The organism is Mesorhizobium denitrificans (genome assembly GCF_003403035.1).
GTDB classification, from domain to species: domain Bacteria; phylum Pseudomonadota; class Alphaproteobacteria; order Rhizobiales; family Rhizobiaceae; genus Mesorhizobium_G; species Mesorhizobium_G denitrificans.
Genome location: NZ_QURN01000007.1, coordinates 101,106 through 125,851, shown reverse-complemented (window position 1 = coordinate 125,851; position 24,746 = coordinate 101,106). Strand labels below are relative to the sequence as shown.

25 protein-coding genes are annotated in these 24,746 nt (G+C 58.2%); 20 read left to right on the top strand and 5 right to left on the bottom strand.

All coding sequences use genetic code 11. From position 1 onward, the window contains the following. Positions 1-19 precede the first annotated feature (19 nt). The 5 genes from DY251_RS11025 to uvrB all read left to right on the top strand — a co-directional run bounded on the left by DY251_RS11025 (position 20) and on the right by uvrB (position 9,233). Positions 20-1,339 carry a coiled-coil domain-containing protein gene (locus DY251_RS11025; protein ID WP_116623955.1) on the top strand — a complete coding sequence of 440 codons (1,320 nt, stop codon included), beginning with the start codon at positions 20-22 and terminating at the stop codon, positions 1,337-1,339. 218 nt (positions 1,340-1,557) lie between these two features. Beyond that, positions 1,558-2,049 (top strand): hypothetical protein, encoded by a 492-nt coding sequence (locus tag DY251_RS11020; protein WP_137113560.1) that lies wholly within the window; start codon positions 1,558-1,560, stop codon positions 2,047-2,049. A 92-nt stretch (positions 2,050-2,141) separates the two neighbouring features. Beyond that, the gene (locus tag DY251_RS11015; RefSeq protein WP_116623953.1) at positions 2,142-5,732 is read left to right on the top strand and encodes a BspA family leucine-rich repeat surface protein; all 3,591 of its coding nucleotides are present in this window, start codon (positions 2,142-2,144) and stop codon (positions 5,730-5,732) included. Between the two features lie 242 nt (positions 5,733-5,974). Further along, positions 5,975-6,232 (top strand): SemiSWEET family sugar transporter, encoded by a 258-nt coding sequence (locus DY251_RS11010; protein ID WP_116623952.1) that lies wholly within the window; start codon positions 5,975-5,977, stop codon positions 6,230-6,232. A 97-nt stretch (positions 6,233-6,329) separates the two neighbouring features. Then, positions 6,330-9,233, top strand: a complete 2,904-nt coding sequence (uvrB, locus tag DY251_RS11005) for an excinuclease ABC subunit UvrB (protein WP_116623951.1) — start codon at positions 6,330-6,332, stop codon at positions 9,231-9,233. A gap of 133 nt (positions 9,234-9,366) precedes the next feature. Here uvrB and DY251_RS11000 read toward each other — a convergent pair whose 3' ends face one another. Next, positions 9,367-9,747, bottom strand: a complete 381-nt coding sequence (locus tag DY251_RS11000) for a hypothetical protein (protein WP_137113559.1) — start codon at positions 9,745-9,747, stop codon at positions 9,367-9,369. A gap of 198 nt (positions 9,748-9,945) precedes the next feature. Between DY251_RS11000 and DY251_RS21280 the strand changes: the two genes are divergently transcribed. Beyond that, positions 9,946-10,341 (top strand): hypothetical protein, encoded by a 396-nt coding sequence (locus tag DY251_RS21280; protein WP_137113558.1) that lies wholly within the window; start codon positions 9,946-9,948, stop codon positions 10,339-10,341. A 323-nt stretch (positions 10,342-10,664) separates the two neighbouring features. Here the strand turns inward: DY251_RS21280 and DY251_RS10990 are convergent, their stop codons facing one another. Next, complete coding sequence (locus DY251_RS10990; RefSeq protein ID WP_116623948.1) at positions 10,665-11,093, bottom strand: Kazal-type serine protease inhibitor domain-containing protein; 429 nt, start codon at positions 11,091-11,093, stop codon at positions 10,665-10,667. 400 nt (positions 11,094-11,493) lie between these two features. Here DY251_RS10990 and DY251_RS10980 point away from each other — a divergent pair, with 400 nt between their 5' ends. The 5 genes from DY251_RS10980 (at position 11,494) to DY251_RS10960 (ending at position 13,918) form a co-directional block, all read left to right on the top strand. Beyond that, positions 11,494-11,706, top strand: coding sequence for a cold-shock protein (locus tag DY251_RS10980; RefSeq protein ID WP_116623946.1), 213 nt, complete (start codon positions 11,494-11,496; stop codon positions 11,704-11,706). Positions 11,707-12,062: 356 nt separating this feature from the next. Next, positions 12,063-12,275 carry a cold-shock protein gene (locus tag DY251_RS10975; RefSeq protein ID WP_116623945.1) on the top strand — a complete coding sequence of 71 codons (213 nt, stop codon included), beginning with the start codon at positions 12,063-12,065 and terminating at the stop codon, positions 12,273-12,275. Positions 12,276-12,440: 165 nt separating this feature from the next. After that, entirely contained in the window at positions 12,441-12,755 is a 315-nt protein-coding gene (locus DY251_RS10970) for an accessory factor UbiK family protein (protein ID WP_116623944.1), read from the top strand. Between the two features lie 294 nt (positions 12,756-13,049). Then, positions 13,050-13,550: a type III secretion system chaperone family protein gene (locus DY251_RS10965; protein WP_116623943.1), complete on the top strand. Its 501-nt coding sequence runs from the start codon at positions 13,050-13,052 to the stop codon at positions 13,548-13,550. Positions 13,551-13,558: 8 nt separating this feature from the next. Beyond that, positions 13,559-13,918 carry a tRNA-binding protein gene (locus DY251_RS10960; protein WP_116623942.1) on the top strand — a complete coding sequence of 120 codons (360 nt, stop codon included), beginning with the start codon at positions 13,559-13,561 and terminating at the stop codon, positions 13,916-13,918. Between the two features lie 84 nt (positions 13,919-14,002). Here the strand turns inward: DY251_RS10960 and DY251_RS10955 are convergent, their stop codons facing one another. The 3 genes from DY251_RS10955 to DY251_RS10945 are packed head-to-tail and all read right to left on the bottom strand — an operon-like array spanning position 14,003 to position 16,667. Continuing rightward, the gene (locus tag DY251_RS10955) at positions 14,003-15,406 is read right to left on the bottom strand and encodes an ATP-binding protein (protein WP_116623941.1); all 1,404 of its coding nucleotides are present in this window, start codon (positions 15,404-15,406) and stop codon (positions 14,003-14,005) included. Positions 15,407-15,424: 18 nt separating this feature from the next. Next, complete coding sequence (locus tag DY251_RS10950; protein WP_116623940.1) at positions 15,425-16,147, bottom strand: response regulator; 723 nt, start codon at positions 16,145-16,147, stop codon at positions 15,425-15,427. Then, a complete protein-coding gene (locus DY251_RS10945; RefSeq protein ID WP_116624053.1) occupies positions 16,134-16,667 on the bottom strand; it encodes a MarR family winged helix-turn-helix transcriptional regulator in 534 nt (177 codons plus the stop codon). The genes DY251_RS10950 and DY251_RS10945 overlap by 14 nt, the downstream gene beginning before the upstream one ends. Positions 16,668-16,945: 278 nt before the next feature. Here DY251_RS10945 and DY251_RS10940 point away from each other — a divergent pair, with 278 nt between their 5' ends. The 9 genes from DY251_RS10940 to pth all read left to right on the top strand — a co-directional run bounded on the left by DY251_RS10940 (position 16,946) and on the right by pth (position 24,738). Continuing rightward, positions 16,946-17,233: a hypothetical protein gene (locus DY251_RS10940; protein WP_116623939.1), complete on the top strand. Its 288-nt coding sequence runs from the start codon at positions 16,946-16,948 to the stop codon at positions 17,231-17,233. 69 nt (positions 17,234-17,302) lie between these two features. Beyond that, positions 17,303-17,947 (top strand): MBL fold metallo-hydrolase, encoded by a 645-nt coding sequence (locus tag DY251_RS10935; RefSeq protein WP_116623938.1) that lies wholly within the window; start codon positions 17,303-17,305, stop codon positions 17,945-17,947. Positions 17,948-18,074: 127 nt separating this feature from the next. Continuing rightward, positions 18,075-18,911 (top strand): prolipoprotein diacylglyceryl transferase, encoded by an 837-nt coding sequence (lgt, locus tag DY251_RS10930; protein WP_116623937.1) that lies wholly within the window; start codon positions 18,075-18,077, stop codon positions 18,909-18,911. Next, positions 18,908-19,987, top strand: a complete 1,080-nt coding sequence (locus tag DY251_RS10925) for a class I SAM-dependent methyltransferase (protein WP_116623936.1) — start codon at positions 18,908-18,910, stop codon at positions 19,985-19,987. Before lgt ends, DY251_RS10925 begins: the two co-directional genes overlap by 4 nt. Before the next feature lie 224 nt (positions 19,988-20,211). Then, entirely contained in the window at positions 20,212-21,006 is a 795-nt protein-coding gene (gene pgeF, locus DY251_RS10920; protein WP_116623935.1) for a peptidoglycan editing factor PgeF, read from the top strand. Beyond that, positions 21,006-22,157 carry a M24 family metallopeptidase gene (locus tag DY251_RS10915; RefSeq protein WP_116623934.1) on the top strand — a complete coding sequence of 384 codons (1,152 nt, stop codon included), beginning with the start codon at positions 21,006-21,008 and terminating at the stop codon, positions 22,155-22,157. The genes pgeF and DY251_RS10915 overlap by 1 nt, the downstream gene beginning before the upstream one ends. A gap of 128 nt (positions 22,158-22,285) precedes the next feature. Continuing rightward, positions 22,286-23,221: a ribose-phosphate pyrophosphokinase gene (locus DY251_RS10910; protein WP_116623933.1), complete on the top strand. Its 936-nt coding sequence runs from the start codon at positions 22,286-22,288 to the stop codon at positions 23,219-23,221. A gap of 167 nt (positions 23,222-23,388) precedes the next feature. Next, the gene (locus tag DY251_RS10905) at positions 23,389-24,009 is read left to right on the top strand and encodes a 50S ribosomal protein L25/general stress protein Ctc (protein ID WP_116623932.1); all 621 of its coding nucleotides are present in this window, start codon (positions 23,389-23,391) and stop codon (positions 24,007-24,009) included. A gap of 27 nt (positions 24,010-24,036) precedes the next feature. After that, on the top strand, positions 24,037-24,738 hold the full coding sequence (gene pth / locus DY251_RS10900; protein ID WP_116623931.1) for an aminoacyl-tRNA hydrolase: 702 nt from the start codon (positions 24,037-24,039) through the stop codon (positions 24,736-24,738). The last annotated feature ends 8 nt before the right edge of the window (positions 24,739-24,746 follow it).

The window sequence follows — 24,746 nt, the reverse complement described above, 5'->3', positions numbered from 1 at the left end:
AAGAGAAAACGGCCGCGTCATGATAAATCTTGGGGATTTGTTCTCTCGGAAGGATCCGCTTGAAAAAGCTCTCGTCAATCTTGATGACGAAATGGAAAACGCCTTCAATGAAATCATTTCCCATGAGGAGGGCGAGGCACAACCACAGCGTGATGCGTCCGCCACGGTTGATGCCATCGAGATCGATGAGACAGGCGAAACCGCTCTGGAGCCATTGACCCCGGCGACCACCGCGCCGGATAGCGACCTTTCGCTTCACGCGCAGGCTCGCATGGCTGCCTTTCAGGCTTTCGACGAGTCCCACCGCGCAGCGCGCGACGAGCTTTTCAAGATCGGTCAGGCTTTCGCGGCGGTAATCGCCAGCCACACGCATGGCCGCTCCTTCCTTGACGATTGCGCGGCAGATATTGCGCGCCTGTCGGATCTGGAAACGACCAACGCGAAATTCGCGTCCGACAATCGCCGTTTTGAAGAGCGTCTCGACAAGCTGGAACGCCTGCGCGAGCGGCAGGAAGCCGTCATCGAGTCTCACAAAACCCGCGAGGCCCGCATAGCGCAGGAGTTCGAACTTCTGCGCACGGCGCTGAACGACGCGCGTCTCGAAGCCGTTGAAACCAAGAGCCAGCTTGCCTCGCTCGAAAGCCTTCGCAGCGAGATGCAGTTGCAGATCACGGCGCAGACCGTCGACATCGAGCGTCTGAACCGCGAGGTTGAATCGCTGCGCGAGAAAAACGTCGTCCTGCGGCTGGATCTGGATGTGTCGCAGCAGAAGAGCACCGAATATCGCCGCAAGCTGGACGAAACGCAGACCTTGCTGTCTGTCGAATCCGCGCGCGCCTCCGATGCTTCCACGCGCCTTGGCATAGGCGAATCCGAATTGTTGCGCCTGCAAAAGCAGAGCGATGCGCTGGATTCGCGGCTCACGGAAACGCTCTCATCGCTTCACATCGCAGAGCAGGACATTGCCGACCGCGACCGTCGCTACAACACCGAGCTTCAGTGCCTGCGTTCTGAAACAGCGCAACTCAGCGCTCGCCTGCAGACCTCCAAGGCCGATCAGGCCGACAAGCAGAGCCAGTTGAACCTTCTGGAAACCCGCCTGAACGAAGTGGAAGCAGAGCGCCGCATTCTGGAGCACAAGCTATCGCATCCGACTGCCGAGGCTCCAGAAGCTGCCCGCCTTCCCTCGCACACCGCGCCTTCCTTGAAGGAGGCTGCGGACGGCCAGGCCAAGCAGATGAAAATTCTGAAGCAGAGCCTTGAACGCGCTGCCGAGATGAAGGCGAAAACGACCAAAACCACCAAACGCCGCAAGCCGGATACCCGCAGCGCCGCATGAGGCGCGCGGGGTCGCAACACGCGAACTACCCTCATCCGCCCCTTGTCCTTTCGTGCATATCCGGCGACAACATAATAGTGCGGCGGTGAAGTCAGCGTGGGGGCAATATCCTGAACCGTTCTGCCTTTCTCGTTTCGATCATTCTGGCGCTGCCGTCCATTGGGTCGTGGATCAGCGGCAATGTCGTTTATCGTGTGCTGGATGGCTGGCAGCAGCCGGTGCGCACCGAGATCACCGAGCTTGAGGGCCAGAACGACGACCTCACCAGATTTGTGACCATGTTCCAGGCGAACGAACTGTCGCGCGCCACGCTCAACCTCACGCTGGCCGCGCTTTCCGCCGATATGCGGCTGCGCTATGTCGGCGACCAGCTTTACCGCTCTCAATCCGCCTCGATGGGTTCGCTTCGTCGCGCGGCTGCCATCCTCCACCCCTCCCGCTGGAACGATACGATGAAGCCTTACGAAGACGCGGTCCACGCTGGCTACGACACGCCCGAGGCCGTCAGCAAATTGCAGGACTTCGAAAACGATCTCGTCGCGGAAGCGCTCTCGCGTGTCACGAACAATCAGGCGCGTATCAACGCGCTCTCCGCCCTCAACGACCATTACGAGCGTTGGCGCTCTTTCCTCAAGGAAACGTTCCTCTATATGGCGGTCGCGCTGTCCATCTTCCTGTTCTTCTTCGAGTTGCGGAAGAAGGATGCCTGAATAGGCAAAATGCCTGCCAACAGATCAATAAATTTTACACATATCTAATTTAGTGAAATCCAACATATTGCATCGCGCTTGTGAGGGATTTCATGGCAATAGCCAATATTCTTGGTCGCGAAGTCGTTCGTGTTTCAGGAAACGCGAACGCTTCTGGCGCGGCGCGGGACTTTGTCATTCAGGGAAATCCGAGCGACGTTCTCAATTACGCGCGCAAGGGCAACGATCTCGTTGTGCGAATGAAGAATGGCCGCGTTCACACCATCAAGAATTTTGCCGAGCATGGCTTTGATCACAACCATCTGGTCTTCGCAGATCACGACAAGCTTACAATGGTGGATTTCTCGAAGGCGCTCACCGCCACGGGCGATGGCATCATCGAAGCCGTTGTCGCGGCCCACAGCATCGGCGCGGGTCTGTCGACGGCAGCGCTGCTCGGAATCCTTGGCGCGAGCCCGATCGCTTTCCTTGGCGGGTCATCACCAACACTCAGCGCGCCCAGCCTGCATTTCGCCACCGATGCTGCCGTCACCAACGGCCTGACCGCAGACAACACACTCGCCTTCTCCGGCACGGCGGACCCGAACGCGACCGTAGAGATTTTTCTCAATAACCGATCAATCGGCACAGCGACGGCAAACAGCAACGGCGTCTGGTCTTTTGACTACAGCGAAACGATTGTCGAGGACGGCAGCTACACCGTCACCGCAATAGCCAGCAACGCCGACGGCAACACCTCCCCAACCTCAATTCCCCTGCACGTCACGGTAGACACTGTCGCGCCCGATGCGCCGGTCATCCTGTCATTCTCGACCGACAGCGGCACCCCGGCGGATAGCCTCACCTCAGATAGCACACCCACTTTCACCGGCACCGCGGAAGCCAATGCGACCGTCGAAATATACCTCGGCGAAACTTTGCTCGGCACGACCAAGACCGGCAGCAACGGCACATGGACGCTGCATACGACAACTGCGCTTCAAGACGCGGATTACATCGTATTGGCCAAAGCCATAGACGCCACCGGCAATATCTCCGAATTTTCGCAGCCACTACCGATCACCATCGACACCTCCTCGCCAGACGCTCCGACCATATTGAAAGTTATGTCGGACACGGGCCTTGCCGATGATGGCGTCACCTATGACACATCGCTTGGCTTTTCCGGCGGCGTGGAACCATTTGCGACCGTTGAACTCTTCATCAACGGCACGTCCATCGGCAGCACAGCCACCGGAGACAATGGCTCGTGGAGCTTTGACTATACCGGCACTGATCTTGCCGAAGGCACCTACACGCTGACCACAATGGCCACAGATGCCGCGGGCAATACGTCGAATGCCTCAGCTGACTTTGCCCTCACCGTCGATACCTCCATCGCCGCGCCTCAGATTACCGGAATTCAGGATGACACGCTTACACTTGCGGGCGACGGCGTTACGGAAGACAACACGCTCATTTTCGTCGGCACGGCCGAGCCCAATTCGACCGTAGAACTGTTTCTCGACAGCCAGTCCATCGGCACGACAACAGCCGACGCGAATGGCGATTGGAGCTTTGACCACACCGGCACGACGCTGCCAAATGGCCAGTACATCGCCACGGCAATCGCGACCGACATCGCCGGCAACGTCTCGCAATCTTCTGACGGTTTCGCGGTTTCCGTTGAAGCCCCAGGCGTAACCATCACCGGCAATGGCGGGGTTGGTTCGGTGACTATCGATATTGCGTTCAGCGCGGGTGTTGATGAAACAAGCCTTTCCGAAAGCGATATCATCGTCTCCAACGGCACGCTCGTTGCTTCTTCGCTAACCAAGGTCAATCACTCACTGTGGCAGATAATGGTTGTGCCCGACCTCATCGAAGGTCACACCAACGTCGCGGTAACACTGGCCCCCAGTTCGGTCTTGACCAGCACGGGCGTCTATTTCGCGGAAGGCCGCAACGAAACCACGCTTGAAATGCTGTTCATGGACCCGTCCGCGCCGAGCGGCGATGTCACCGGATGGGACACCTCTCACGCCACCTCCGCCTACGGCACCTTCTATGACAATGACATGTTCAACCAGGACATCGGCGCGTGGGACGTTTCAAACGTCGCCACCATGGAAGACATGTTCGGTTTGACCGAGATATTCAATCAGGACATTGGCAGTTGGAACACGCGCAGCGTTCAGACAATAACCAATATGTTCAACGGCGCGGTCGCATTCAATCAGGCGATTGGCGGCTGGAACACGGGCAACGTCACCGTCATGGATGGCGCGTTCGATGGCGCGACCGCGTTCAACCAAGACCTTGACGGATGGAACACATCAAACGTCGAAAGCATGATCCGCATGTTCGCCGACGCGACGGCGTTCAACGGCAGTATTGCCGATTGGAACACGGGCATAGTCTCGAACATGCAGCAGATGTTCTCCCATGCAACGGCGTTCAACAGCGACATCAGCGGGTGGGATACAATCAACGTCACGGACATGAGCAACATGTTCGAATATGCCGAATCCTTCAGTCAAAACCTCAACAATTGGGACACGTCCAATCTCACCGAGGTCAGCTACATGTTCTCTCATGCAACCTCGTTCAACAGCAGCCTGAACAGTTGGAATGTTACGAACATCCAGAATTTTGACGGCATGTTTGATGGTGCGACCGCGTTTAGCGGCGCGATAGGCAGTTGGGACATGGAAAATGCCGTCAGCCTGCAAGCCATGTTCAATGGCGCCACATCCTTCAATCAGGACATTGGCGATTGGAACACCACCAACGTCACCAACATGTCGCAAATGTTCGCCGGTGCTTCTGCCTTCAATCAGGATCTTGGCGGCTGGGATACAGGCAGCGTCACCAACGTCCAGGGCATGTTCTACGGTGCATCGGCGTTCAATCAGGACATCAGCGACTGGGATACGTCTAACTTCACTTCGATGAAGAACATGTTCCGCGATGATTCATCCTTCGATCAAGATCTTGGCGGTTGGGACATATCCTCCCTTACCGACGCTGACGGCATGTTTTTGAACAGCGGCATGTCCAGCGCCAACATGGACGCAACTTTGCGCGGTTGGGCGAAGCTGGACACCTCGGCCGGTGAAACCGCAATCCAGATGAACGTAAAAATATATCTGACCAATTACACGGACATCACCGCCTTCGAATATCTTCAGGAAAAGTATCATTGGATTATCTCGGGCGATATGAATCCGAATGTCCGCTGGGATTCGACGCTTACCGGCAGCACATTGGATTACCACACGTCCGCCACAAATGAGATCATTCACGGTCTTGTTGGCAACGATACGCTTATCGGCGGGTCGGGGAATGACTGGATCGTCGGCGGTGTGGGCGACGATACGCTGACTGGCAATGGCGGACAGGATACGTTTCACTTCGGTTTCGAAAATGCCGGGTCAGACATGATCACCGATTTCACTGTCGGCGAGAGTGGAGACGCTATCAACATTCGCGACCTGCTGATCGGCTATGATGCACAAACCTCCACTCTGTCGGATTTCGTAACCGCCAGTGACAATGGCGGCGATCTGGAACTGAACATCTTCTACAAGGGTCAGGGATCATCGACTCCGTCGCAGGAGACGGTTCACGTCACGCTGAACGGCATCAGTTCCGCCACCAGCCTGCTGGACCTCATCAACGACGGCAACCTCGTGCTGGTGTAACTACCCGCGCTGACCTTACTACCTCACCGCTGCCCCTCACCTGCCTGCCGGCATCCTCCTCCCGCGTGCGAGGAGAGGATAAGGGTGATGGACAGCACCAACCTTGCCACGTTCGCGACACCCCCCAGAACGCCCCCAAATCGATCACGCTCTATTTAACCCCGCCAAGCAAATTCACTTTCAAACCGCGAGAGATTCCGGCATATGCTGCACAGCACAATTCCTCTCGGAAAGTTCTGTCCTTGTCAGCTTCTGTTGAACTCATCGGTTCGCTTGCAGCGCTCATCACGACGCTTGCGTGGCTCCCGCAGATCATAAAAATCCTGCGCGAGCGCCGCACGCACGACATCTCGCTCGGCACCAATGCCGCGCTGGCGACGGGCGTTTTCCTCTGGCTGGTCTACGGCCTTTTCATCGGCTCGTGGCCGGTCATCGGCGCGAACGGGATAACGCTGCTGTTCATCCTCACGATCCTCGGCCTGAAACTCCGCTACGGCTGACACTTCCTGACAACCTGCTGTCAGGAGGCCGTCCGCCCAGGCACCGAAGCACAAGCCAGCCCTTTCCATTTGGCCGGACTCTGCCCATATTTCCCCCATGGCAAAATCTCCCGACAAAAACGCTGCGGCCCCTCGCAAGCGTGGCAGCCCGCTCACCGACTACAGCGACGCATCCGAGCCGCTGTATGGCTTTGGCGAGGCACCACAATCTGAACTGACCGGTACGCCGTTGAAAGGCCCCGTTTCCGGTTGGGCCGAGCAGATCGAGCGCGAGGCCGAAGCCGAGGGCAAATCGCTCAAGAAGCCGAAGAAAATCCCCGAACGCTCGTCAGCCCCCACCCGCACGGGTCGCGGCACGTCGATGGGCGGCGCGGCCTCAGCGCGTGAGCGCGCCGCTGCGGGCCTCAATCCCGTACCGGGTCTGGACATCGCACTCGAAGACGCCGAATCCATCTCGAACAGCGGCGTCACGGCCACCGTCGCTGCGCTGTCCCAGCTCATCGAGTCCGGCAATCCGCTGCATAAAAACGGCAAGATCTGGACCCCGCACCGCCCTGCCCGACCCGACAAGTCGGAAGGTGGCATCGAGATCAAGATGGTTTCGGAATATGAACCGGCGGGCGACCAGCCCACGGCCATCCGCGATCTGGTCGAGGGTGTGAATGCCAATGAGCGCTCGCAGGTTCTGCTTGGCGTGACCGGTTCCGGCAAGACGTTCACGATGGCGCAGGTCATCCAGAGAACGCAGCGCCCTGCCCTCATTCTCGCGCCTAACAAGACACTGGCCGCGCAGCTTTACGGCGAGTTCAAGAACTTCTTCCCGGAAAACGCGGTCGAGTATTTCGTCTCCTATTACGACTACTACCAGCCGGAAGCCTACGTCCCGCGCACTGACACCTATATCGAGAAGGAATCCTCCATCAACGAGCAGATCGACCGGATGCGCCACTCGGCCACCCGCTCGCTGCTGGAGCGCGATGACGTCATCATCGTCGCGTCCGTCTCTTGCATTTACGGTATCGGCTCCGTCGAAACCTACACGGCCATGACCTTCCAGATGCAGGTCGGCGACCGGCTCGACCAGCGCCAGCTTCTTGCCGATCTTGTCGCGCAGCAATACAAGCGGCAGGACATCAACTTCGTGCGCGGCTCCTTCCGCGTGCGCGGCGACACCATCGAAATCTTCCCGGCCCACCTTGAGGATCGCGCCTGGCGCATCTCCATGTTTGGCGACGAAATCGAGTCCATCACCGAGTTCGACCCGCTCACCGGCCACAAGACGATGGACCTCACGAGCGTCAAGATTTACGCGAACTCGCACTACGTCACGCCGCGCCCCACGTTGAATCAAGCTATTAAGTCCATCAAGGAAGAGCTTCAGCAGCGCTTGCAGGAGCTTGAAAAGGCTGGGCGTTTGCTGGAGGCTCAGCGCCTTGAACAGCGCACCCGTTTCGATCTGGAGATGCTGGAAGCCACCGGCTCCTGCGCTGGCATCGAAAACTATTCGCGCTATCTCACAGGCCGCATGCCCGGCGATCCGCCACCCACTTTGTTCGAATATGTGCCCGACAACGCGCTGATTTTCATCGACGAAAGCCACGTCACCGTCCCACAGATCGGAGGCATGTATCGCGGCGACTTCCGGCGCAAGGCAACGCTTGCCGAGTATGGTTTCCGCCTCCCCTCCTGCATGGACAATCGCCCGCTCCGCTTTGAGGAATGGGACGCCATGCGCCCGCTCACCGTCGCTGTTTCTGCAACCCCCGGCGGCTGGGAAATGGAAGAGTCCGGCGGTGTGTTTGCCGAACAGGTCATCCGTCCGACCGGCCTCATCGACCCGCCGGTCGAGGTGCGGCCTGCCAAGACGCAGGTCGATGATGTGCTGGGCGAAATCCGCGAAACCAGCGCGAAAGGTTACCGTACGCTGGTCACGGTGCTGACCAAGCGCATGGCCGAAGACCTCACCGAATACCTGCACGAGCAGGGCATTCGCGTGCGCTACATGCACTCGGACATCGACACGTTGGAGCGCATCGAGATCATCCGCGATCTGCGCCTTGGCGCGTTCGACGTGCTGGTCGGCATCAACCTGCTGCGCGAAGGTCTGGACATTCCCGAATGCGGCTTTGTCGCCATTCTTGATGCCGACAAGGAAGGCTTCCTGCGCTCTGAAACCTCGCTCATCCAGACAATCGGGCGCGCCGCGCGCAACGTCGATGGCAAGGTCATCCTTTACGCCGACAACATCACCGGCTCGATGGACCGCGCAATGGCGGAAACCAACCGTCGCCGCGACAAGCAGCTCGCCTACAACACCGAGCACGGGATCACGCCGGAAAGCGTGAAATCGCGCATCGCCGACATTTTGGACTCCGTCTACGAAAAGGATCACGTCCGCGCCGATATTGGTGCTCTCGCCGGCAGCGAGGGCGCGCTCATGGGCAACAATCTCAAGGCTCATCTCGAAGCGCTTACCAAGCAGATGCGCGATGCCGCCGCCGATCTCGACTTCGAGCGCGCCGCCCGCCTGCGCGACGAGGTCAAGCGCCTGCGCGAGATGGAGCTTGCCATTTCCGACGATCCAATGGCCCGCGATGTCGAAGCTCAAAGCCCGGTCAGCGGTCGGGAAAAGGGAAAGCACAACAAGGGCGTAGCTCGTCACCGCGCGGTTGATGAATCGCCGCGCAAGTCGCTGTTCGCCAAACCGGACCTAGATGCGATGGGCACATCCGGCGACCACGCCACACCGGCTGGCAACTCACTGTTCAGGAAGCAATCGGCGCGCGAGGCTCACGGCTCCGATTACGGCACGCCGGATGACGGCAAGTCGCTGTTCCGCAAGAACACGCTGGACGAAATGACCGTCCGCCGCACGGAAAAGCCGGTTGAAGGCGCAAAGCCCGTCAAACGGGAAAAGATCGGCGCTGGCTCATATGAAGACCCCGCCGACGAGCGCGCTCAAGGGCGCAGGTCGCGCAAAACCGGCCGCCCGGGGCACTAGGGCTTTTCGTCCGGAACACCTGCGTTGGCGGGGCCACTGCCCCTGCTTGCCCCTCTGACGATGGGCGCAATAGGCAGTATGACGCAAATACCGAAGGACGGGCATTGATCGAAACGCGCTAAAAAAGCCGACCTTAACGGTGCCGCCCATAGTCTGCTGTCGCCGCCTGATTTGCGTTTCTTGCCAAACGCTTTGCGTCGTTATGGGATTTTTCCGGAATATCGAACCTGTCGAGCAAACGACCATCCACAAAAACCAGAACCTCCTCACCTTTTCGATTTTGATCGGTGTGCCCAGTATCTGACGGGTCCGGGCTGATCTTGGATATCGACCTTCCTCCTGCCGTCCAACTCGGCGATTTCGATACGATACGCGCGATGGCTGCGGCAAATATGGTTGGAGCGATGAGCCACAAAGCTTTGATTGCGTCAGGCGACGAACGAAACGTCGCGAAGAAATCCTGCCAGAAATTATACGGCTCCATCACGTCTCCCCATTGAAAAACGATGGTCACCGAGGGGGCTATATTTGCCCCAAGCGCCCCTCTGGTGACCGGGGAGCTACAAGACCGCGCAAAGACGGCCGCTGCGGCTTTTAAGCCGAAGCTCTGGACATGGCCGCAGCCTCCCCGGCCATAAGGCGCGTGGATTGCCGTTTTCGGTCGGCGCCGACCGCTTTGCAAGAGGCTTGTAGGCCCCCGGGAATCAGCAAAATGCCAATTCCCATGATGATCAGTATTTCACGAAATACTAAAATGAAAGGCGTCACGAGCGAATTTAACTGCTCAACGACGCAAATACCAAGCGCTCTCAACCTTAAAGGTGCCGCCCATAGTCTGCTGTCGCCGCCTGATTTGCGTTTCTTGCCAAACGCTTTGCGTCGTTATGGGATTTTTCCGGAATATCGAACCTGTCGAGCAAACGACCATCCACAAAAACCAGCACCTCCTGCCGTCCAACTCGGCGATTTCGATACGATACGCGCGATGACTGCGGCAAATATGGTTGGAGCGATGAACCACAAAGCTTTGATTACGTCAGGCGACGAACGAAACGTCGCGAAGAAATCCTGCCAGAAATTATACGGCTCCATCACGTCTCCCCATTGAAAAACGATGGTCACCGAGGGGGCTATATTTGCCCCAAGCGCCCCTCTGGTGACCGGGGAGGTACAAAACCGCGCAAAGACGGCTGCTGCGGCTTTTAAGCCGAAGCTCTGGACATGGCCTCAGCCTCCCCGGCCATAAGGCGCGTGGATTGCCGTTTTCGGTCGGCGCCGACCGCTTTGCAAGGGGTTTGTACACCCCGGGAATCAGCCAAATCGCCAATTCCCTTCATGATCAGTATTTCATGAAATACTAAAATGAAAGACGTTACGAGCGAATTTAACTGCTCAACGACGCCAACGCCGAGCGCTCGCCCCGCTGCCTCCTCAGCACGGTCCGGCTTGCAGCACCCGGAATCCTTGCGCCCGCGCCTGGCATTCATTGCCGAACGTCCGGGCCATTCCGCCACGACCGGCGCAGACCGGCGCATAGATCATGGGGCACATTGCCGGCGCGGGTTCTGGGCGTGGGCGCGGCGGCCTCATCGGCGGCGGGGCGGTGCGGCAAGGGCCGCGATCCACAACGCGATAGCCATCGGCGCGCGCCATGCAGCTATTGCCAAACGTGCGGAAATCGCCGCCACGGCGACCGCAAACCGGCGCATATTCCCTCGTGCACATCACAGGCCCGGCAGGCGGCATAGGTCGTGGCGGCCCCGGCCGCGGCACTGTCTCAACCACGCATGATGCCAGCATCAGGCCGCTCAAAATCAGCACAGCCCAGCGCCCCACATTCGTCTTGAATGGATTGGTCATCGTCTCCTCCCAAAAGGCTCAGAGCCTGACTGCGCACACATGCATGGGAGCGCGATTTGAGCGTCATTGCAACGTCGAAATCCGCCTTCCTGCAACCCCATCAGGCGTGAAGTATTGAAAGTATCATATATTATAGTATTCTAAATTAATACTTTGCGTTATTTGCCTCGTAAAAAACCTTCATCTCTTTGGCTTGCAACGATAATATTTCCATGCGATAGATTTTGTGTTCGGGCATTTGCAACCCGGAGACTGGAACGTTTTGGACGACCCTTTCCCCGACATCGTAGATATCTGACAGACCCTGCTGGTGGGGGTCCGATCGTGCGCGATGCATGACCGCCAGGAATAAACGGATCGCGAGATCCATGATTGAAACGGGTGAAGGAGTTTTCCCCCAATGTCCCAGACCGGAACCGTAAAATTCTTCAACGCCACCAAAGGCTTCGGCTTCATCACGCCAGATGGCGGCGCAAAGGACGTATTCGTCCACATCTCTGCAATCGAGAAGTCGGGCCTTCGCACGCTGGTTGACGGCCAGAAGGTCTCGTTCGACGTAGAGCCGGACCGTATGGGCAAAGGCCCGAAGGCGGTCAACCTGCGCGCTGAATAGGCCCCTTCCGGGTAATTCGCCCGGCTTCACTCGTTTCGGAAGGCGCGGCACAAAGCGGTCGCGCTTTCTTTATTCACGCATTTTCTTTCTTCGCGCACGTGATAGGCAAGCAAAAGATTCGCTTGCCGAACTCCTCAAAATATTGGACAAATTTGCTCTTCGGGAAGTTGCGGGCCCGGAGATGGGATTGGTGCGTCCCTCTTGCCGCTTTTAGGCACAGGGAGACGGTCGCAAAAAGAGGTCCAAGGCAAAGGGCCCAATGCGATGCAGTGCTATTGCTTCTCCTCCAGTATACTGCCTGATCGTGCGGAGAATGGGCCGCGCGACATTCAGACTTGGGACTAGAGGAGTCTACGATGCCGCAATCCGGCACTGTTAAATTTTTCAATCATGCCAAAGGTTTTGGCTTTATTACGCCTGACGATGGCGGCAAGGACGTATTCGTCCACATTTCTGCCGTACAGGCATCAGGTTTGCCGGGGCTCGAAGACGGGCAGAAAGTGACGTTCGAAACCGAGCCGGACAAGCGCGGTAAGGGACCGAAAGCGGTCAACCTCACCGTCGGCTGATTTTTTTGCTGCGAGGCGCGGCGGATACACGTAATCCGCCGCCCGACACTACGAACGCGTTTGCTTCATACATACAATGTGCTGCGTCAATCAGACCGCCGCACACGGGCCTTGTATTCGGAAGCGTCGGCCACTAATTGCCTTACAAGTGGTGAGGATAAGTTTATGTCAACCGGCCCAAATCGACTGCTCGACGATCTCGCAAAGCTGATGACAGACGCCGCTGGCGCTGCGCAGGGTGTACGCCGCGAGGTTGAAACTGCGTTTCGAGCTCAGGCCGAGCGCCTGCTCAACAATATGGATGTCGTGCAGCGCGAAGAGTTCGATGCGGTCAGCGACATGGCTCGCAAAGCCCGCGAAGAAAACCTCAAACTCGCCGCCCGTATCAAAGCACTTGAGGCAAAATTGGGTGTCGCAGATGCGCCGTCCGCCGCCGACAAGCCCGCGAAGCCGGCTTCAGGCCGCACTGCAAAAAAATAATTTAAAATTTTGTCCACAGCGCCCGGCTGCAAAAAAGCCTATTGGCTGAATCGCTTAGCCCTTAAGTCTGAATCAATTTCGCAGCGGCTTTCCACATCCGATAGCTAATTGGGGCTGGCGCTGAGTCAGCGCATCAATACACTGAATTTATTCAATGATTCGTGGCAGCCAATTGTCGCGGGTTGGAGTACGGCCCAGTGTATCGCGTTGGGGCCGGTTGGGGGTTTCACTTGTAGGTTAGGTACTGGGGTTGGCCGGAACGCCGTCGCGCGTTCTCGACAGCGGAATGGGCATATGGAACTGATTGAAATTGAAATCGCACGCGACGCACATCCGGTCGATGTGATCGAACAGGTCGCGCATAATAACGACTGGGCGTTCGAGCGCGCTGGCGATGATGAAATCTCGATCTCCGTCGCCGGGAACTGGTCGGATTACCATGCATCCTTTTCGTGGATGGAAGATTTTGAGGCGCTGCATCTGGCCTGCGCGTTCGATCTGAAAGTCCCGGAAAACCGCGTCACAGAAATCATGCGGCTCCTTTCGCTCATCAACGAGCAGTTGTTGTTCGGCCATTTCGATCTGTGGGAGCAGGAAGGCGCGATCATGTTCCGCCAGTCGCTGCTGCTGTGCGGCGGCGCGGAACCGACCAGCCGCCAGGTCGAGGTGCTGCTGTCCAGTGCGCTGGAGGCCTGCGAATGCTATTTTCAGGCGTTCCAGTTTGTCGTCTGGTCCGGCACTAATGCGCGCGATGCGCTCTCGCATGTGCTGTTCGAGACTGCCGGCACGGCCTGAGCCGCATCATGGCGTCATCATCCGAACAGAAGCCGCAGATCGTCTTTGACGATTTTGAAAAGGTCGACATCCGCGCGGGCACGATCGTCGAGGTCGAGCCCTACCCGGAAGCGCGCAAGCCGGCGTTCAAGTTGAAAATCGACTTCGGACCCGTCATCGGCGTGAAGCGCTCTTCGGCGCAGATCACCAAGCACTACACGCCTGAAACGCTTGTCGGTCGGCAGGTGTTTGCGGTGGTGAATTTCCCCCCGCGCCAGATCGGCAAATTCATGTCGGAAGTGCTCACCCTTGGCTTCCCGGATGAGGACGGCGAAGTCGTTCTTGGCGCCATCTCGCACAAAGTCCCCGACGGCGGACGGCTGTTTTAAGCAACGCCTGCAAAGGCGTCCAGCATCTTCCTGTTTGTCGCGCAATTACCGCTCATCCGCGTGCCGATGAGGGCTAAGCAGATGCTAAGCGGGAACGCGGATGATTGCCCGCAATCCGCCGAGTGGGCTATCGGAAAGCATAATATCGCCTCCGTGGCTGCGCGCGATGTCGCGCGCAATCGCCAGCCCCAGCCCTGTGCCGCTTGAATCGAGATTGCGCCCGCCTTCCAGCCGCACGAAGGCCTTGAATACTTCTTCACGCTGATCTGCTGGAATGCCCGGGCCGTTGTCATCAACCACCACCACCAGCATACCGGGGCGATGCTCCATTTCGACACGCACAGTCTTTGCGTATCGGAACGCATTGCCCACAATATTGTCCAGCAGCCGATTGAATGCCTGGGGGCGCACGAATACTTTCGGATCGCCCTTTAAACTGAAACCAAGCGACCGCTCCAGGAGTTCGGCTTCCTCATCGATCCTCGAAAGATAATCCTCCAGATCGAAAACGCCGGTTTCTTCTTCCTCGGCCTCGCCGCGTGCGAATTGCAGATAGCCCTCAAGCATCGACTGCATGGCGTCGATGTCCTGATTCAGCGCCTCGCGATCTGACTTGGAGCCCACCAGCGCAAGTTGCAGCCTGAAGCGCGTCAGGATGGTGCGTAGATCGTGGCTGACGCCGCTCAACATCGCCGTTCGCTGTTCGAGCTGACGTTCGATGCGTTCGCGCATTTGTATGAACGCAAGGCCGGCGCGCCGCACTTCTTCTGCGCCGCGCGGACGAAAATCACGCGGCGCTGGCCTGCCCTTACCAAAGCTCTCCGCCGCTTCGGTGAGCGCAATGATAGGCCGGATCTGGTTGCGCAGGAACGTAATCGCAATCACCAGCAGCACCAGCGACGTGCCCACCATCCACACCAGGAAAATATGTGTATTGGAGGGCGCCGCCTGCTTTCGGGGTGCAAACACCTGCAGCACCTTATCGGGAAAAGCCACGCGCATCTCGACGGTGCGTGAATTGCCAACCGTATCGATCCAGAACGGCAATTTCACGCGCTGCGCAATTTCCTCGTTCAGCGCATCGTTCAGCACATCGAAGAACGGCGCGCCAGCTGGTGCAGGCAGCGGTTCGGGCGGCAGCACATACACATTGAACTCAAGGTGGCTGTTGGCGATCTGTATGATGTCGCGATAGTCGCTGCCGGGCGGCGCGTTCTGCACGAGATCCACAACCACGGCCAGCTCTCTGGCGGTTGCCGCTGAAAGCCGTTGCGTCACGGCGCTCCAATAGCGGTCCATATAAATATAGGCCACCACCGATTGCAGCAGGATCATTGGCATGACGACGATGAGCAGCGAGCGCGCATAGAGACGCTTCGGCAGATAAAACGACATGCGCCTCCAGAACCGCGTCCACGACTCGTTGAGCCCTGCAAGCGCTACTCGAAAGCCGCCAGATGGCGCGCTATCGAAATCCGACGATGCCATCTTGCCTGTCCAATTGCCTTACTCCACGCTCAACCGGTAGCCGATACCGCGCACGGTTTGCAACCAGACCGGATTGGCCGGGTCGCGTTCGATTTTCCGCCTCAGCCGGTTGATCTGCACGTCTATCGTACGCTCGCCCACCTCGGAGTCATTCGCAACCAGTTCGTGTCGCGGGATCGTCTCTCCGGCGCGCTCGGCGAATATCGCCATGATTTCCTGCTCGCGATCGGTCAGCTTGAGCGGCTCCCCGCCGCGCTTGAGTTCCCGCCGCGCGATCTGGAACGTGTACGGCCCGAACACAACCTGCTCGACCTTTGGCTGCGGTTGTGGCCCCCCGCGGCGCAAAATATTGTTGATCCGCAGAATCAATTCGCGTGGATCGAACGGCTTCGGCAAATAATCATCGGCCCCTGCTTCCAGCCCCGCGATCCGGCTCTCCGTCTCGGAAAGCGCCGTCAGCATCAGGATCGGAACCGGTCCGCGCTCCCGTAGCGAAGCCGTAAGTTCCACGCCGGATTCGCCCGGCATCATCACGTCCACGATCAACAGGTCGAAATCCAAACCTTCCAGCTTGCGTCGCGCATCGGCGGCGTTACCCGAAACGGTCACGCGGAACCCGTTTTCAGAAAGATATTGCTTCAGCAGGTTGCGGATGCGGGTATCGTCATCAATCACGAGCAGGTGTGGAGCGTCATCGCTCGGGGGGTTGCCCCCCGGACCCGTGCGATCAATCGTTTCCATCGGTCCTCCCGGTCATTTTACCGGGCAGTTTGTCGATCTGCCCGCGCAGTTCAGGATTCATCATAGCCTTCAGGAAGCGCTCGACTACATCGCGCTGCCTCAAGCCCGAAATCTCCAGCGCAGACTTGATACGGCTCGATTGCGGATTTGCCAGCGCAAGTGCCAGCTTGCGGCCCTTGGCTGTAGGGTAGAGTTCCCGTTGACGCCCATCTTTGGGCCCTCGTTCCTGCACGATATGGCCACCGTCGATAAGCTGCTTCAGCACGCGTCCCAGGCTTTGCTTGGTGATCTTGAGCACGTCGAGCAGTTCGGCAACTGTCAAACCTGGCATTCTGTTCACAAAGTGCAGCACTCGATGGTGAGCGCGACCATATCCAAACTCTGAAAGTATCTTGTCCGGATCGGAAGTAAAATCCCGGTAGGCGAAGAAAAGCAGCTCAATCAGCGCAAAGTCGATTCCGTCTTCGTCGGTTATGGCCGTCTTGAGTGGTACCACCGCCGCCCCATTCTGCTTTGACATTACGTCTCCCATGATACGTTTTACGTCAGCGTTATTACTAAAAATGGGGCATGCCAATGATTCTGCCATTCTTTTGCGTCGAATGCGAATGAAAAGCAGCTTTGCCTATTACGTTCCCCCCAAAATTATGACGGAATCGCATCCCCATATTCTTCTACTTTAACGAAAGTCGGACGCATCCTTTCGGTCCAGCGGCGCATGATCGTTTGACAATCATCAGAATCAGGGTCTGATATCCACGCCGGCGCCTGGCCGGTTCTGAGTGGAGGGAATAAACGATGGAAGCTTTGATGCCGATCATCGTACAGGTCATCACGGGGATCCTCGGCGGACAGGCTGTGGGTGCTGCAGTCTCGTCGGCGGTAATGGGACAATTGCCGAAAATTCTCAGCGGCGCGATCGGTGGCATCGGCGGCGCAACGATTCTTGGCAGCCTTCTTGGCGGCGCGGATCCTGCTGCTGTTTCTGACGGTGCGCTGAATTTGAACAATATTCTCGGCGGCGCTGGTGGCGGCGCGATCCTGACCGCAATCGTCGGCCAGATCATGAAAGCCATGAACAAATAACGCGCGTTCGCGCAAAGCCAATGCGGGCGGCTCAATGGCCGCCCGTTTCCTTTTGAAGGGCTACGAATAATGGGTCGATTGAGCGCGGGCATAGTGCCGGTCACGCTATTTGAGCAAAATTGCACCATTCTGTTCGACGACGAGACCAAGATCGGCGTCGTTGTAGATCCCGGCGGCGATGTTGACCGCATCGTCGATGCCATTGAGCAGAACGGTCTCAAAATTGAGCAAATCTGGCTAACCCACGGCCATCTGGATCATGCGGGCGGCGCGAATGAACTCAAGGAGCGCCTCGGCGGCATCGAAATCATCGGTCCCCACAAGGACGACCAGCCTTTGCTGGAAAATATCGAAAAGCAGGCGCTTCGTTATGGAATCAATAGTGGCATGCACAATTGCTCGCCTGACCGGTTCCTTGAGGAAGGCGACAAAGTGTCGTTCGGCAATCACAGCTTCAAGGTGTTTCACTGCCCCGGACACGCGCCCGGCCATGTCGTGTTTTACAACGACGCCGCGCGCTTCGCCCATGTCGGCGACGTGCTCTTTCGCGGCTCCGTTGGCCGCACGGACCTGCCCGGTGGCGACCATGAAACTCTGATCCGCATGATCAAGGAAAAGCTCCTGCCTCTGGGCGACGATGTTGGCTTCATCTGCGGCCACGGCCCCGGCAGCCGCTTTGGCGACGAGCGCCGCGGCAATCCGTTTCTGGTTTAAGGGTATTTGCTGCCTCGCCCCACCCCATTGGGTCGCCCGAAAAGGCAAATCTAGAAACCAAACATATCCCCGCCGTATCACTGTCCAATTATTGAGCCACAAGCGCGGAATCATCTAGAAAGTTGACATGCCTTTTATTGCCGAGCTTCCTTTCCCCAACATTGACCCGGTGATTGTCCACCTTGGTCCGCTGGCGGTTCACTGGTACGGGCTGGGCTATGTGGTCGGCATTCTGTTCGGCTGGTGGTATGCGAAGCGCCTCGTTTCTACGCCTAGACTATGGCCGAACGGACAGGCGCCCATAACGCCAAACGACATTGACGACCTGCTTGTCTGGGCAGCGATTGGCATCGTGCTTGGCGGCCGCATCGGATACATCCTGTTCTACGACCTCGCGCGCTATCTGGCGCATCCGACGGATATTTTTGCCATTTGGCAAGGCGGCATGTCCTTCCACGGTGGTTTTCTCGGTGTCCTGACGGCGCTAATCGTCTTTTCCATCAAGCGCGGCCTGCCGATGCGCAGCCTGTTTGACGTCATCGCGCCGTCTGCCACGGTCGGCATCGGCGTTGTTCGCTGTGCAAACTTCATAAACTCCGAGCTTTGGGGGCGGCCAACCGATGTGCCATGGGCAATCGTCTTTCCCAATGGCGGGCCATTTGCGCGCCATCCCAGCCAGCTTTATGAAGCGCTGCTGGAAGGCTTCCTGCTGTTCGTCGTCCTGCGCTTCCTCACCCACAGCCGCCTGAAGCTGAAAACACCGGGTTTTGTCGCGGGCGCCTTCGTCACCGGCTATGGCTGCGCGCGTATTTTCGTTGAGTTTTTCCGCGAGCCTGACGTGCAGCTTGGCTATCTGGCAGGCGATTGGCTCACAATGGGCATGGTCCTCTCCATCCCGCTCGTCCTGACTGGCATTGCCATGATGGCGACGGCTCGTCCGGTTGCCAGCCAAACCCCGGCATGAACGCGCTGGCATCAAAAATCGCGGGGCTGATCCGCGCCACCGGCCCCCTGCCCGTCAGCGACTACATGGCGCTGTGCCTGTTCGACCCCGAGCACGGCTATTACACGACGCGCCAACCCTTTGGCCGTGACGGCGATTTCATCACCGCGCCGGAAATCAGCCAGATGTTCGGCGAGTTGATCGGTGCATGGCTTGCCGCTGCATGGCGCGATTTGGGAGAGCCGCGCGGCACGATCCTAGCCGAAATCGGTCCGGGGCGCGGAACGCTGATGAAGGACATTTTGCGCACCGTCGCGCAGATTGCGCCCGATCTGTTCGCCAATTCCACGGTGCACCTCATCGAGGCCAGCCCGCGCCTTACCAAAATCCAGCAGCAAACGCTGGAATCGGCTGGCGTCACGCCCACATGGCATAAGGCCATGTCTGAGTTGCCCGCTGGCCCTTTGCTCATCGTCGGCAATGAGTTGTTCGACGCGCTCCCCACTCGTCAATATATTCTCACAGAGCAAGACTGGCGCGAGCGCTGCGTTGGCCTCAACGATCAAGATGAGCTCGTTTTCGTTGCTGGCTCCGGCAGCATTGATACGGACCTCCTGCCGCCTGAAGCTGCCAGCGCGCCACCCGGCACAGTCTTCGAGGCATCTCCCGCCCGCTCATCCCTGATGCAGCACATCGCGCAGGATATCGCCGAGCAAAGCGGCGCGGCGCTGTTCATCGACTACGGCCATCTTGAACCCGGTCTTGGCGACACGCTGCAAGCCGTTCTGGATCATAAATATGATGATCCGCTGGCTAATCCCGGTCGTGCCGACCTCACCACCCATGTCGATTTCGCCGCCCTCGCCTCTGCAGTTCGCGCCGTCGGGCTCATCCCACATATGACGACACAGGGCGATTTTCTGGTGCGCACAGGCTTGCTGGAACGCGCCGGACGCCTTGGATCGAACGTTGGCCCTGCAATTCGTGCACAACTGAGCGAAGCGGTCGAGCGTCTCGCTGGTCCTGACAAAATGGGCAATCTTTTCAAGGTTTTGGCATTCAGTTCGTCCAGCAAGGCACCTGCGCCTTTTGCTTGAAATGTCCACAGTGCGGCCTTCACATTTCATTTCCGCAGCGCAATCGAGCCTTGACGTGCGGCGCACCGGCAGACCACAACACGCGCCATGAATGCCCCATTCTGGTTTCGACCCAACCGTCAAACAACTCCGGCCAGCGGAGCTGTTTGCATTTCGCCGCTCACCCCTCATCCGCCTGCCGCCATACATAAAATCACCGACAAAACAGAGGCTGTATTCCTGCCATGACGGCCACTGCAATACCCGAACCCATCGTCTCGCCGTTGCTGGAAGGGCTGGCTACATCCGGCATCCGGCACGGCTATTTCACGCGAACCGGCGGCGTGTCCGATGGCATTTATCGCGGTTTGAACACGGGCACCGGCTCAAATGACGACCCGGACAAGGTTCGCGAAAATCGCAGCCGCGTCGCAAAATGGATGGGCGTCGACACCGATTCCCTGCTCAGCGCACACCAGGTGCACTCGCCCGATGTCGTGGTGGTTCGCGAACCTTTCACCGGCCCGCGCCCGAAGGTTGATGCGCTGGTGACTGATCGTCCCGGCATTGCCGTTGGCGCGTCCAGCGCCGATTGCGGCCCGATTCTCTTTGCAGATCCTGAAGCGCGTGTCGTGGGCGCCGCCCATGCAGGCTGGAAAGGCGCGCTCACCGGCGTTCTGGAAAACACGATTGAAGCGATGATTTCGCTTGGCGCTCGCCGCGAATCCATCCGCGCGTCGCTCGGCCCCTCGATCAGCAGCGCGAATTATGAGGTTGGCCCGGAATTTGTGGAGCGCTTCATCGATCAGGACCGTGACAACGCCGCATATTTCACCATGGCGGCAAATGCCGGGCATTCCATGTTCGACCTGAACACCTATACCGTTGACCGGCTGCGCAAGGCTGGCGTGCAAGCGGATGCGCTTTTCCTTTGCACATATGCTGACGACGCGCTCTTCTATTCCTACCGCCGGTCTACCCATCGGCAGGAACCAGATTACGGTCGGCACATTTCGGCAATCGTGTTGGAGGAAAATTGATGGCTCTACACTTTGAGCGCGCCGAATTTGACGCCCGCCGCGACCGGCTCGTTCTGGAAATGGCGGACAAGAAGCTGGATGCCATCCTGCTGTTCGCGCAGGAGAGCATGTACTGGCTCACCGGCTATGACACGTTTGGCTTCTGTTTTTTTCAAAGCCTCGTCGTCAAGGCCGATGGATCGATGTTTCTGCTGACCCGCTCTGCGGATTTGCGACAAGCGAGGAACACCTCCATCATTGAAAGTATAACGGTTTGGACTGATCGCGCCGATGCCAATCCGGCAATGGATCTGCGCAACCTGCTCAATGATCTTGGCTTGCTCGGTATGCGCATCGGTGTCGAATACGACACGCATGGCCTGACGGCACGCAACGGCCAGCTTCTGGACGAACAACTGAAAACATTCGGCCAGATCGTCGATGCATCCGGCATCGTGTCCCGTTTGCGGCTTTTCAAAAGCCCTGCCGAAATCAAAAAGGCCGAAAAGGCCGCTGAACTGGCCGATAATGCGCTGGAGGCTGCTCTCAAGATCATCAAGCAGGGTGCGGACGAGGGGAAAATCCTCGCCGTCATGCAGGGGGCGGTTTTCGAGGGCGGCGGCGATTATCCAGCCAATGAATTCATCATCGGGTCGGGCATCGACGCCCTGCTCTGCCGCTACAAGGCCGGACGCCGCAAGCTGACCAAGAACGATCAGCTCACGCTCGAATGGGCTGGCGTGTTCCACCATTATCACGCCGCCATGATGCGAACTGTGCTCATTGGCAAGGTCAGCAAGCGCCATCAGGAATTGTTCGACGCCTCGCGCGATGCGCTGTTGGCCGTCGAAAAGGCGATGGTGCCCGGCAACACGTTTGGCGATGTGTTCGACGCACATGCCCGCACGCTCGAAGCGCATGGCCTCACCCGACACCGGCTGAACGCCTGTGGCTATTCGCTCGGCGCGCGGTTCACTCCGTCATGGATGGATATGCCGATGTTCTATCAGGGCAATCCCGAGCCCATCACGCCCGACATGACACTTTTTGCGCATATGATTATCATGGATTCGGAAACCGAAACTGCAATGACGCTCGGACGCACCTATTTGACGACCGAAGGCGCTCCAAAACCCCTGTCACGCTACGACCTCGAACTGATCGTAAAATAAGATCTCATCAATTATATTAGTACTTACTGATGTAATTCAGGTGAGATTCCCAACTACGGTGCTTGCATTGCAGCGCAACAGCGCTAAAAGCCGCCCATTATCCGAGCGGACCACGCCAGGGAACTTGCATGAAACTTTTCGCGGGCAATTCGAACCGGGTGCTGGCCGAGGCGGTCGCCCGATATCTCAACATTCCGCTCGGCAAAGCGACGGTCAAACGCTTCGCGGATCAGGAAATATTCGTTGAGATTCAGGAGAACGTGCGCGGCGAGGATGTTTTCATCCTCCAGTCCACTTCGTTCCCGACCAACGATCACCTGATGGAACTGCTCATCATGGCCGATGCGTTCATGCGCTCATCTGCGCGGCGCATCACGGCGGTCATCCCCTATTTCGGCTATGCGCGGCAGGATCGCCGCTCGGCAGGCCGCACGCCCATCTCCGCGAAGCTGGTCGCGAATATGATCACCCGCGCGGGCTGCTACCGCGTGCTCACGCTGGACCTGCATGCCGGTCAGATTCAAGGCTTCTTTGATACGCCGGTGGACAATCTCTTCTCCGTTCCCGTCATGGCGCGCGACGTGAAGGCCAAATACAAGCAGATCAACAACGTCATGGTCGTTTCGCCGGATGTCGGCGGCGTGGTGCGTGCCCGCGCGCTCGCAAAGCGTTTGGACGCTCCGCTCGCCATCGTAGACAAGCGCCGCGACCAGCCCGGCCAATCCGAAGTCATGAACATTATCGGTGAAGTCCACGGCAAGGATTGCTTGTTGTTTGACGATATCGTCGATTCCGGCGGCACGCTCTGCAACGCCGCTGACGCTCTGCTCGAAGCAGGTGCGGCCAGCGTCACCGCCTATATCACCCACGGCGTTCTGTCGGGCGGCGCGGTTGCACGCATCACCGGCTCGAAGCTGCAGGAACTTGTCATCACCGACTCGATCCAGCCCACGCAGGCTGTCATGGACGCCCACAACATCCGCGTCGTTTCCATCGCGGAGTTGATCGGCGAGGCAATTTCGCGCACGGCACTGGAAGAATCCGTCTCCAGCCTGTTCGACTGATCGCGAGAACTTGCGCTTTCGCGCCACTTCCTATATGCAGCCGCCACCCGCGTAGACACCCTTGGAGGCAACGCGGATGAGAGCCGCCCTATCCGGCGGCTTTCGACGTTTACGGAACGGCCAGCGCCAAACCGCAAACGCTCCATACAACGCGAAAAGGAAAAACCATGAGCCACGACACTTACGAGCTCAAGGCCGAAGCGCGCGAACAGGTCGGTAAGGGGTCCGCCCGTGCAGTTCGTCGCGATGGTAAAGTGCCAGCCGTTATTTACGGCGACAAGCAAGCACCCCTTGCAATTGCGCTGTCCTATAAGGACATCTTCTACAAGATTCACGGCGGCGGCTTCCTGACGACGGTTGCCACGATCGACGTTGACGGCAAGAAGATCCGTGTCCTCCCCAAGGACTATCAGCTTGACCCGGTCAAGGATTTCCCGCTCCACGTGGATTTCCTGCGCGTCGGCAAGAATACCGAAGTCAACGTTCAGGTCCCGGTTCACTTCATCAATGAAGAGAAGTCCCCCGGCATCAAGCGTGGCGGCACGCTCAACATCGTTCGTCACGAAGTTGAATTCCACTGCCCGGCTGATTCCATTCCGGAATTCATCACGGTCGATCTGGACGGCGCCGACATCGGCGATTCGATCCACATTTCGGCTGTGAAGCTGCCTAAGGGCGTGAAGCCGGTCATTTCCGACCGCGATTTCACCATTGCCACCATTGCTGGCACCTCGGCCCAGGCATCGGAAGACAACGCCTCTCCTGAAGCTGGAGCCAAGGAGGAATAATCCTCCTCCACGCCGGAGGTTTCTGCGATGCTCATCTTTGCGGGTCTCGGTAATCCCGGTGCGAAATATGCGAACAACCGGCACAATGTCGGGTTCATGGCGGCGGACGCAATTGCCCGCCGCCATTCCTTTTCCCCCTGGACCAAAAAGTTTCAGGGCGAAATCGCCGAAGGCAGGCTCGGCGGCGAGAAAATTCTCCTGCTCAAGCCCTCGACCTTCATGAACCTTTCCGGCCAGTCGGTCGGTGAAGCCATGCGCTTCTATAAGTTGGAACCCTCCGCCGTCACCGTCCTGTATGACGAAATCGATCTGGCGGCGGGCAAGGTCCGCATCAAGATCGGCGGAAGCGCAGGCGGTCACAATGGCATCCGCTCAATCGACCAGCACATCGCAAACGACTATCGCCGTGTGCGCATAGGCGTCGGTCATCCCGGCGCCAAAGAGCTTGTCCACGGTTACGTGCTGGGTGACTTCTCCAAAGCCGATCAGAACTGGCTCGACCCGCTTCTGCAATCCATCGCCGACAGTGCCGATATGCTCGCCAAGGGCGAAGACAACGGCTTCATGAACAAGATTTCGCTAGCTGTCGGCAGCAATGTCGGCGCACCAAAGCCCGAAAAGGCGGCCCAAAGCCACATCCGCCAGGCGCGTCCCCAAAAGCCGCAGGTCAAGCTCCCGGAAACCGGGCCTATGGCCGCGATGCTCAAAAAGCTGCTCGGCAAAGATTAGCGCGCACT

Excerpts from the sequence above, each read along its gene's own strand:
- DY251_RS10980 (WP_116623946.1), top strand. The coding sequence starts at position 11,494 with ATGTCCCAGACCGGAACCGTAAAATTCTTCAACGCCACCAAAGGCTTC.
- DY251_RS11015 (WP_116623953.1), top strand. The coding sequence starts at position 2,142 with ATGGCAATAGCCAATATTCTTGGTCGCGAAGTCGTTCGTGTTTCAGGA.
- DY251_RS10960 (WP_116623942.1), top strand. The coding sequence starts at position 13,559 with ATGGCGTCATCATCCGAACAGAAGCCGCAGATCGTCTTTGACGATTTT.
- DY251_RS11025 (WP_116623955.1), top strand. The coding sequence starts at position 20 with ATGATAAATCTTGGGGATTTGTTCTCTCGGAAGGATCCGCTTGAAAAA.
- pth (WP_116623931.1), top strand. The coding sequence starts at position 24,037 with ATGCTCATCTTTGCGGGTCTCGGTAATCCCGGTGCGAAATATGCGAAC.
- DY251_RS10940 (WP_116623939.1), top strand. The coding sequence starts at position 16,946 with ATGGAAGCTTTGATGCCGATCATCGTACAGGTCATCACGGGGATCCTC.
- DY251_RS10975 (WP_116623945.1), top strand. The coding sequence starts at position 12,063 with ATGCCGCAATCCGGCACTGTTAAATTTTTCAATCATGCCAAAGGTTTT.
- DY251_RS10965 (WP_116623943.1), top strand. The coding sequence starts at position 13,050 with ATGGAACTGATTGAAATTGAAATCGCACGCGACGCACATCCGGTCGAT.
- DY251_RS10935 (WP_116623938.1), top strand. The coding sequence starts at position 17,303 with ATGGGTCGATTGAGCGCGGGCATAGTGCCGGTCACGCTATTTGAGCAA.
- DY251_RS10905 (WP_116623932.1), top strand. The coding sequence starts at position 23,389 with ATGAGCCACGACACTTACGAGCTCAAGGCCGAAGCGCGCGAACAGGTC.
- DY251_RS10915 (WP_116623934.1), top strand. The coding sequence starts at position 21,006 with ATGGCTCTACACTTTGAGCGCGCCGAATTTGACGCCCGCCGCGACCGG.
- DY251_RS10925 (WP_116623936.1), top strand. The coding sequence starts at position 18,908 with ATGAACGCGCTGGCATCAAAAATCGCGGGGCTGATCCGCGCCACCGGC.
- pgeF (WP_116623935.1), top strand. The coding sequence starts at position 20,212 with ATGACGGCCACTGCAATACCCGAACCCATCGTCTCGCCGTTGCTGGAA.
- DY251_RS10950 (WP_116623940.1), bottom strand. The coding sequence starts at position 16,147 with ATGGAAACGATTGATCGCACGGGTCCGGGGGGCAACCCCCCGAGCGAT.
- DY251_RS10945 (WP_116624053.1), bottom strand. The coding sequence starts at position 16,667 with ATGTCAAAGCAGAATGGGGCGGCGGTGGTACCACTCAAGACGGCCATA.
- DY251_RS10955 (WP_116623941.1), bottom strand. The coding sequence starts at position 15,406 with ATGGCATCGTCGGATTTCGATAGCGCGCCATCTGGCGGCTTTCGAGTA.
- DY251_RS10910 (WP_116623933.1), top strand. The coding sequence starts at position 22,286 with ATGAAACTTTTCGCGGGCAATTCGAACCGGGTGCTGGCCGAGGCGGTC.
- DY251_RS21280 (WP_137113558.1), top strand. The coding sequence starts at position 9,946 with ATGCCAATTCCCATGATGATCAGTATTTCACGAAATACTAAAATGAAA.
- DY251_RS10990 (WP_116623948.1), bottom strand. The coding sequence starts at position 11,093 with ATGACCAATCCATTCAAGACGAATGTGGGGCGCTGGGCTGTGCTGATT.
- DY251_RS10970 (WP_116623944.1), top strand. The coding sequence starts at position 12,441 with ATGTCAACCGGCCCAAATCGACTGCTCGACGATCTCGCAAAGCTGATG.
- lgt (WP_116623937.1), top strand. The coding sequence starts at position 18,075 with ATGCCTTTTATTGCCGAGCTTCCTTTCCCCAACATTGACCCGGTGATT.
- uvrB (WP_116623951.1), top strand. The coding sequence starts at position 6,330 with ATGGCAAAATCTCCCGACAAAAACGCTGCGGCCCCTCGCAAGCGTGGC.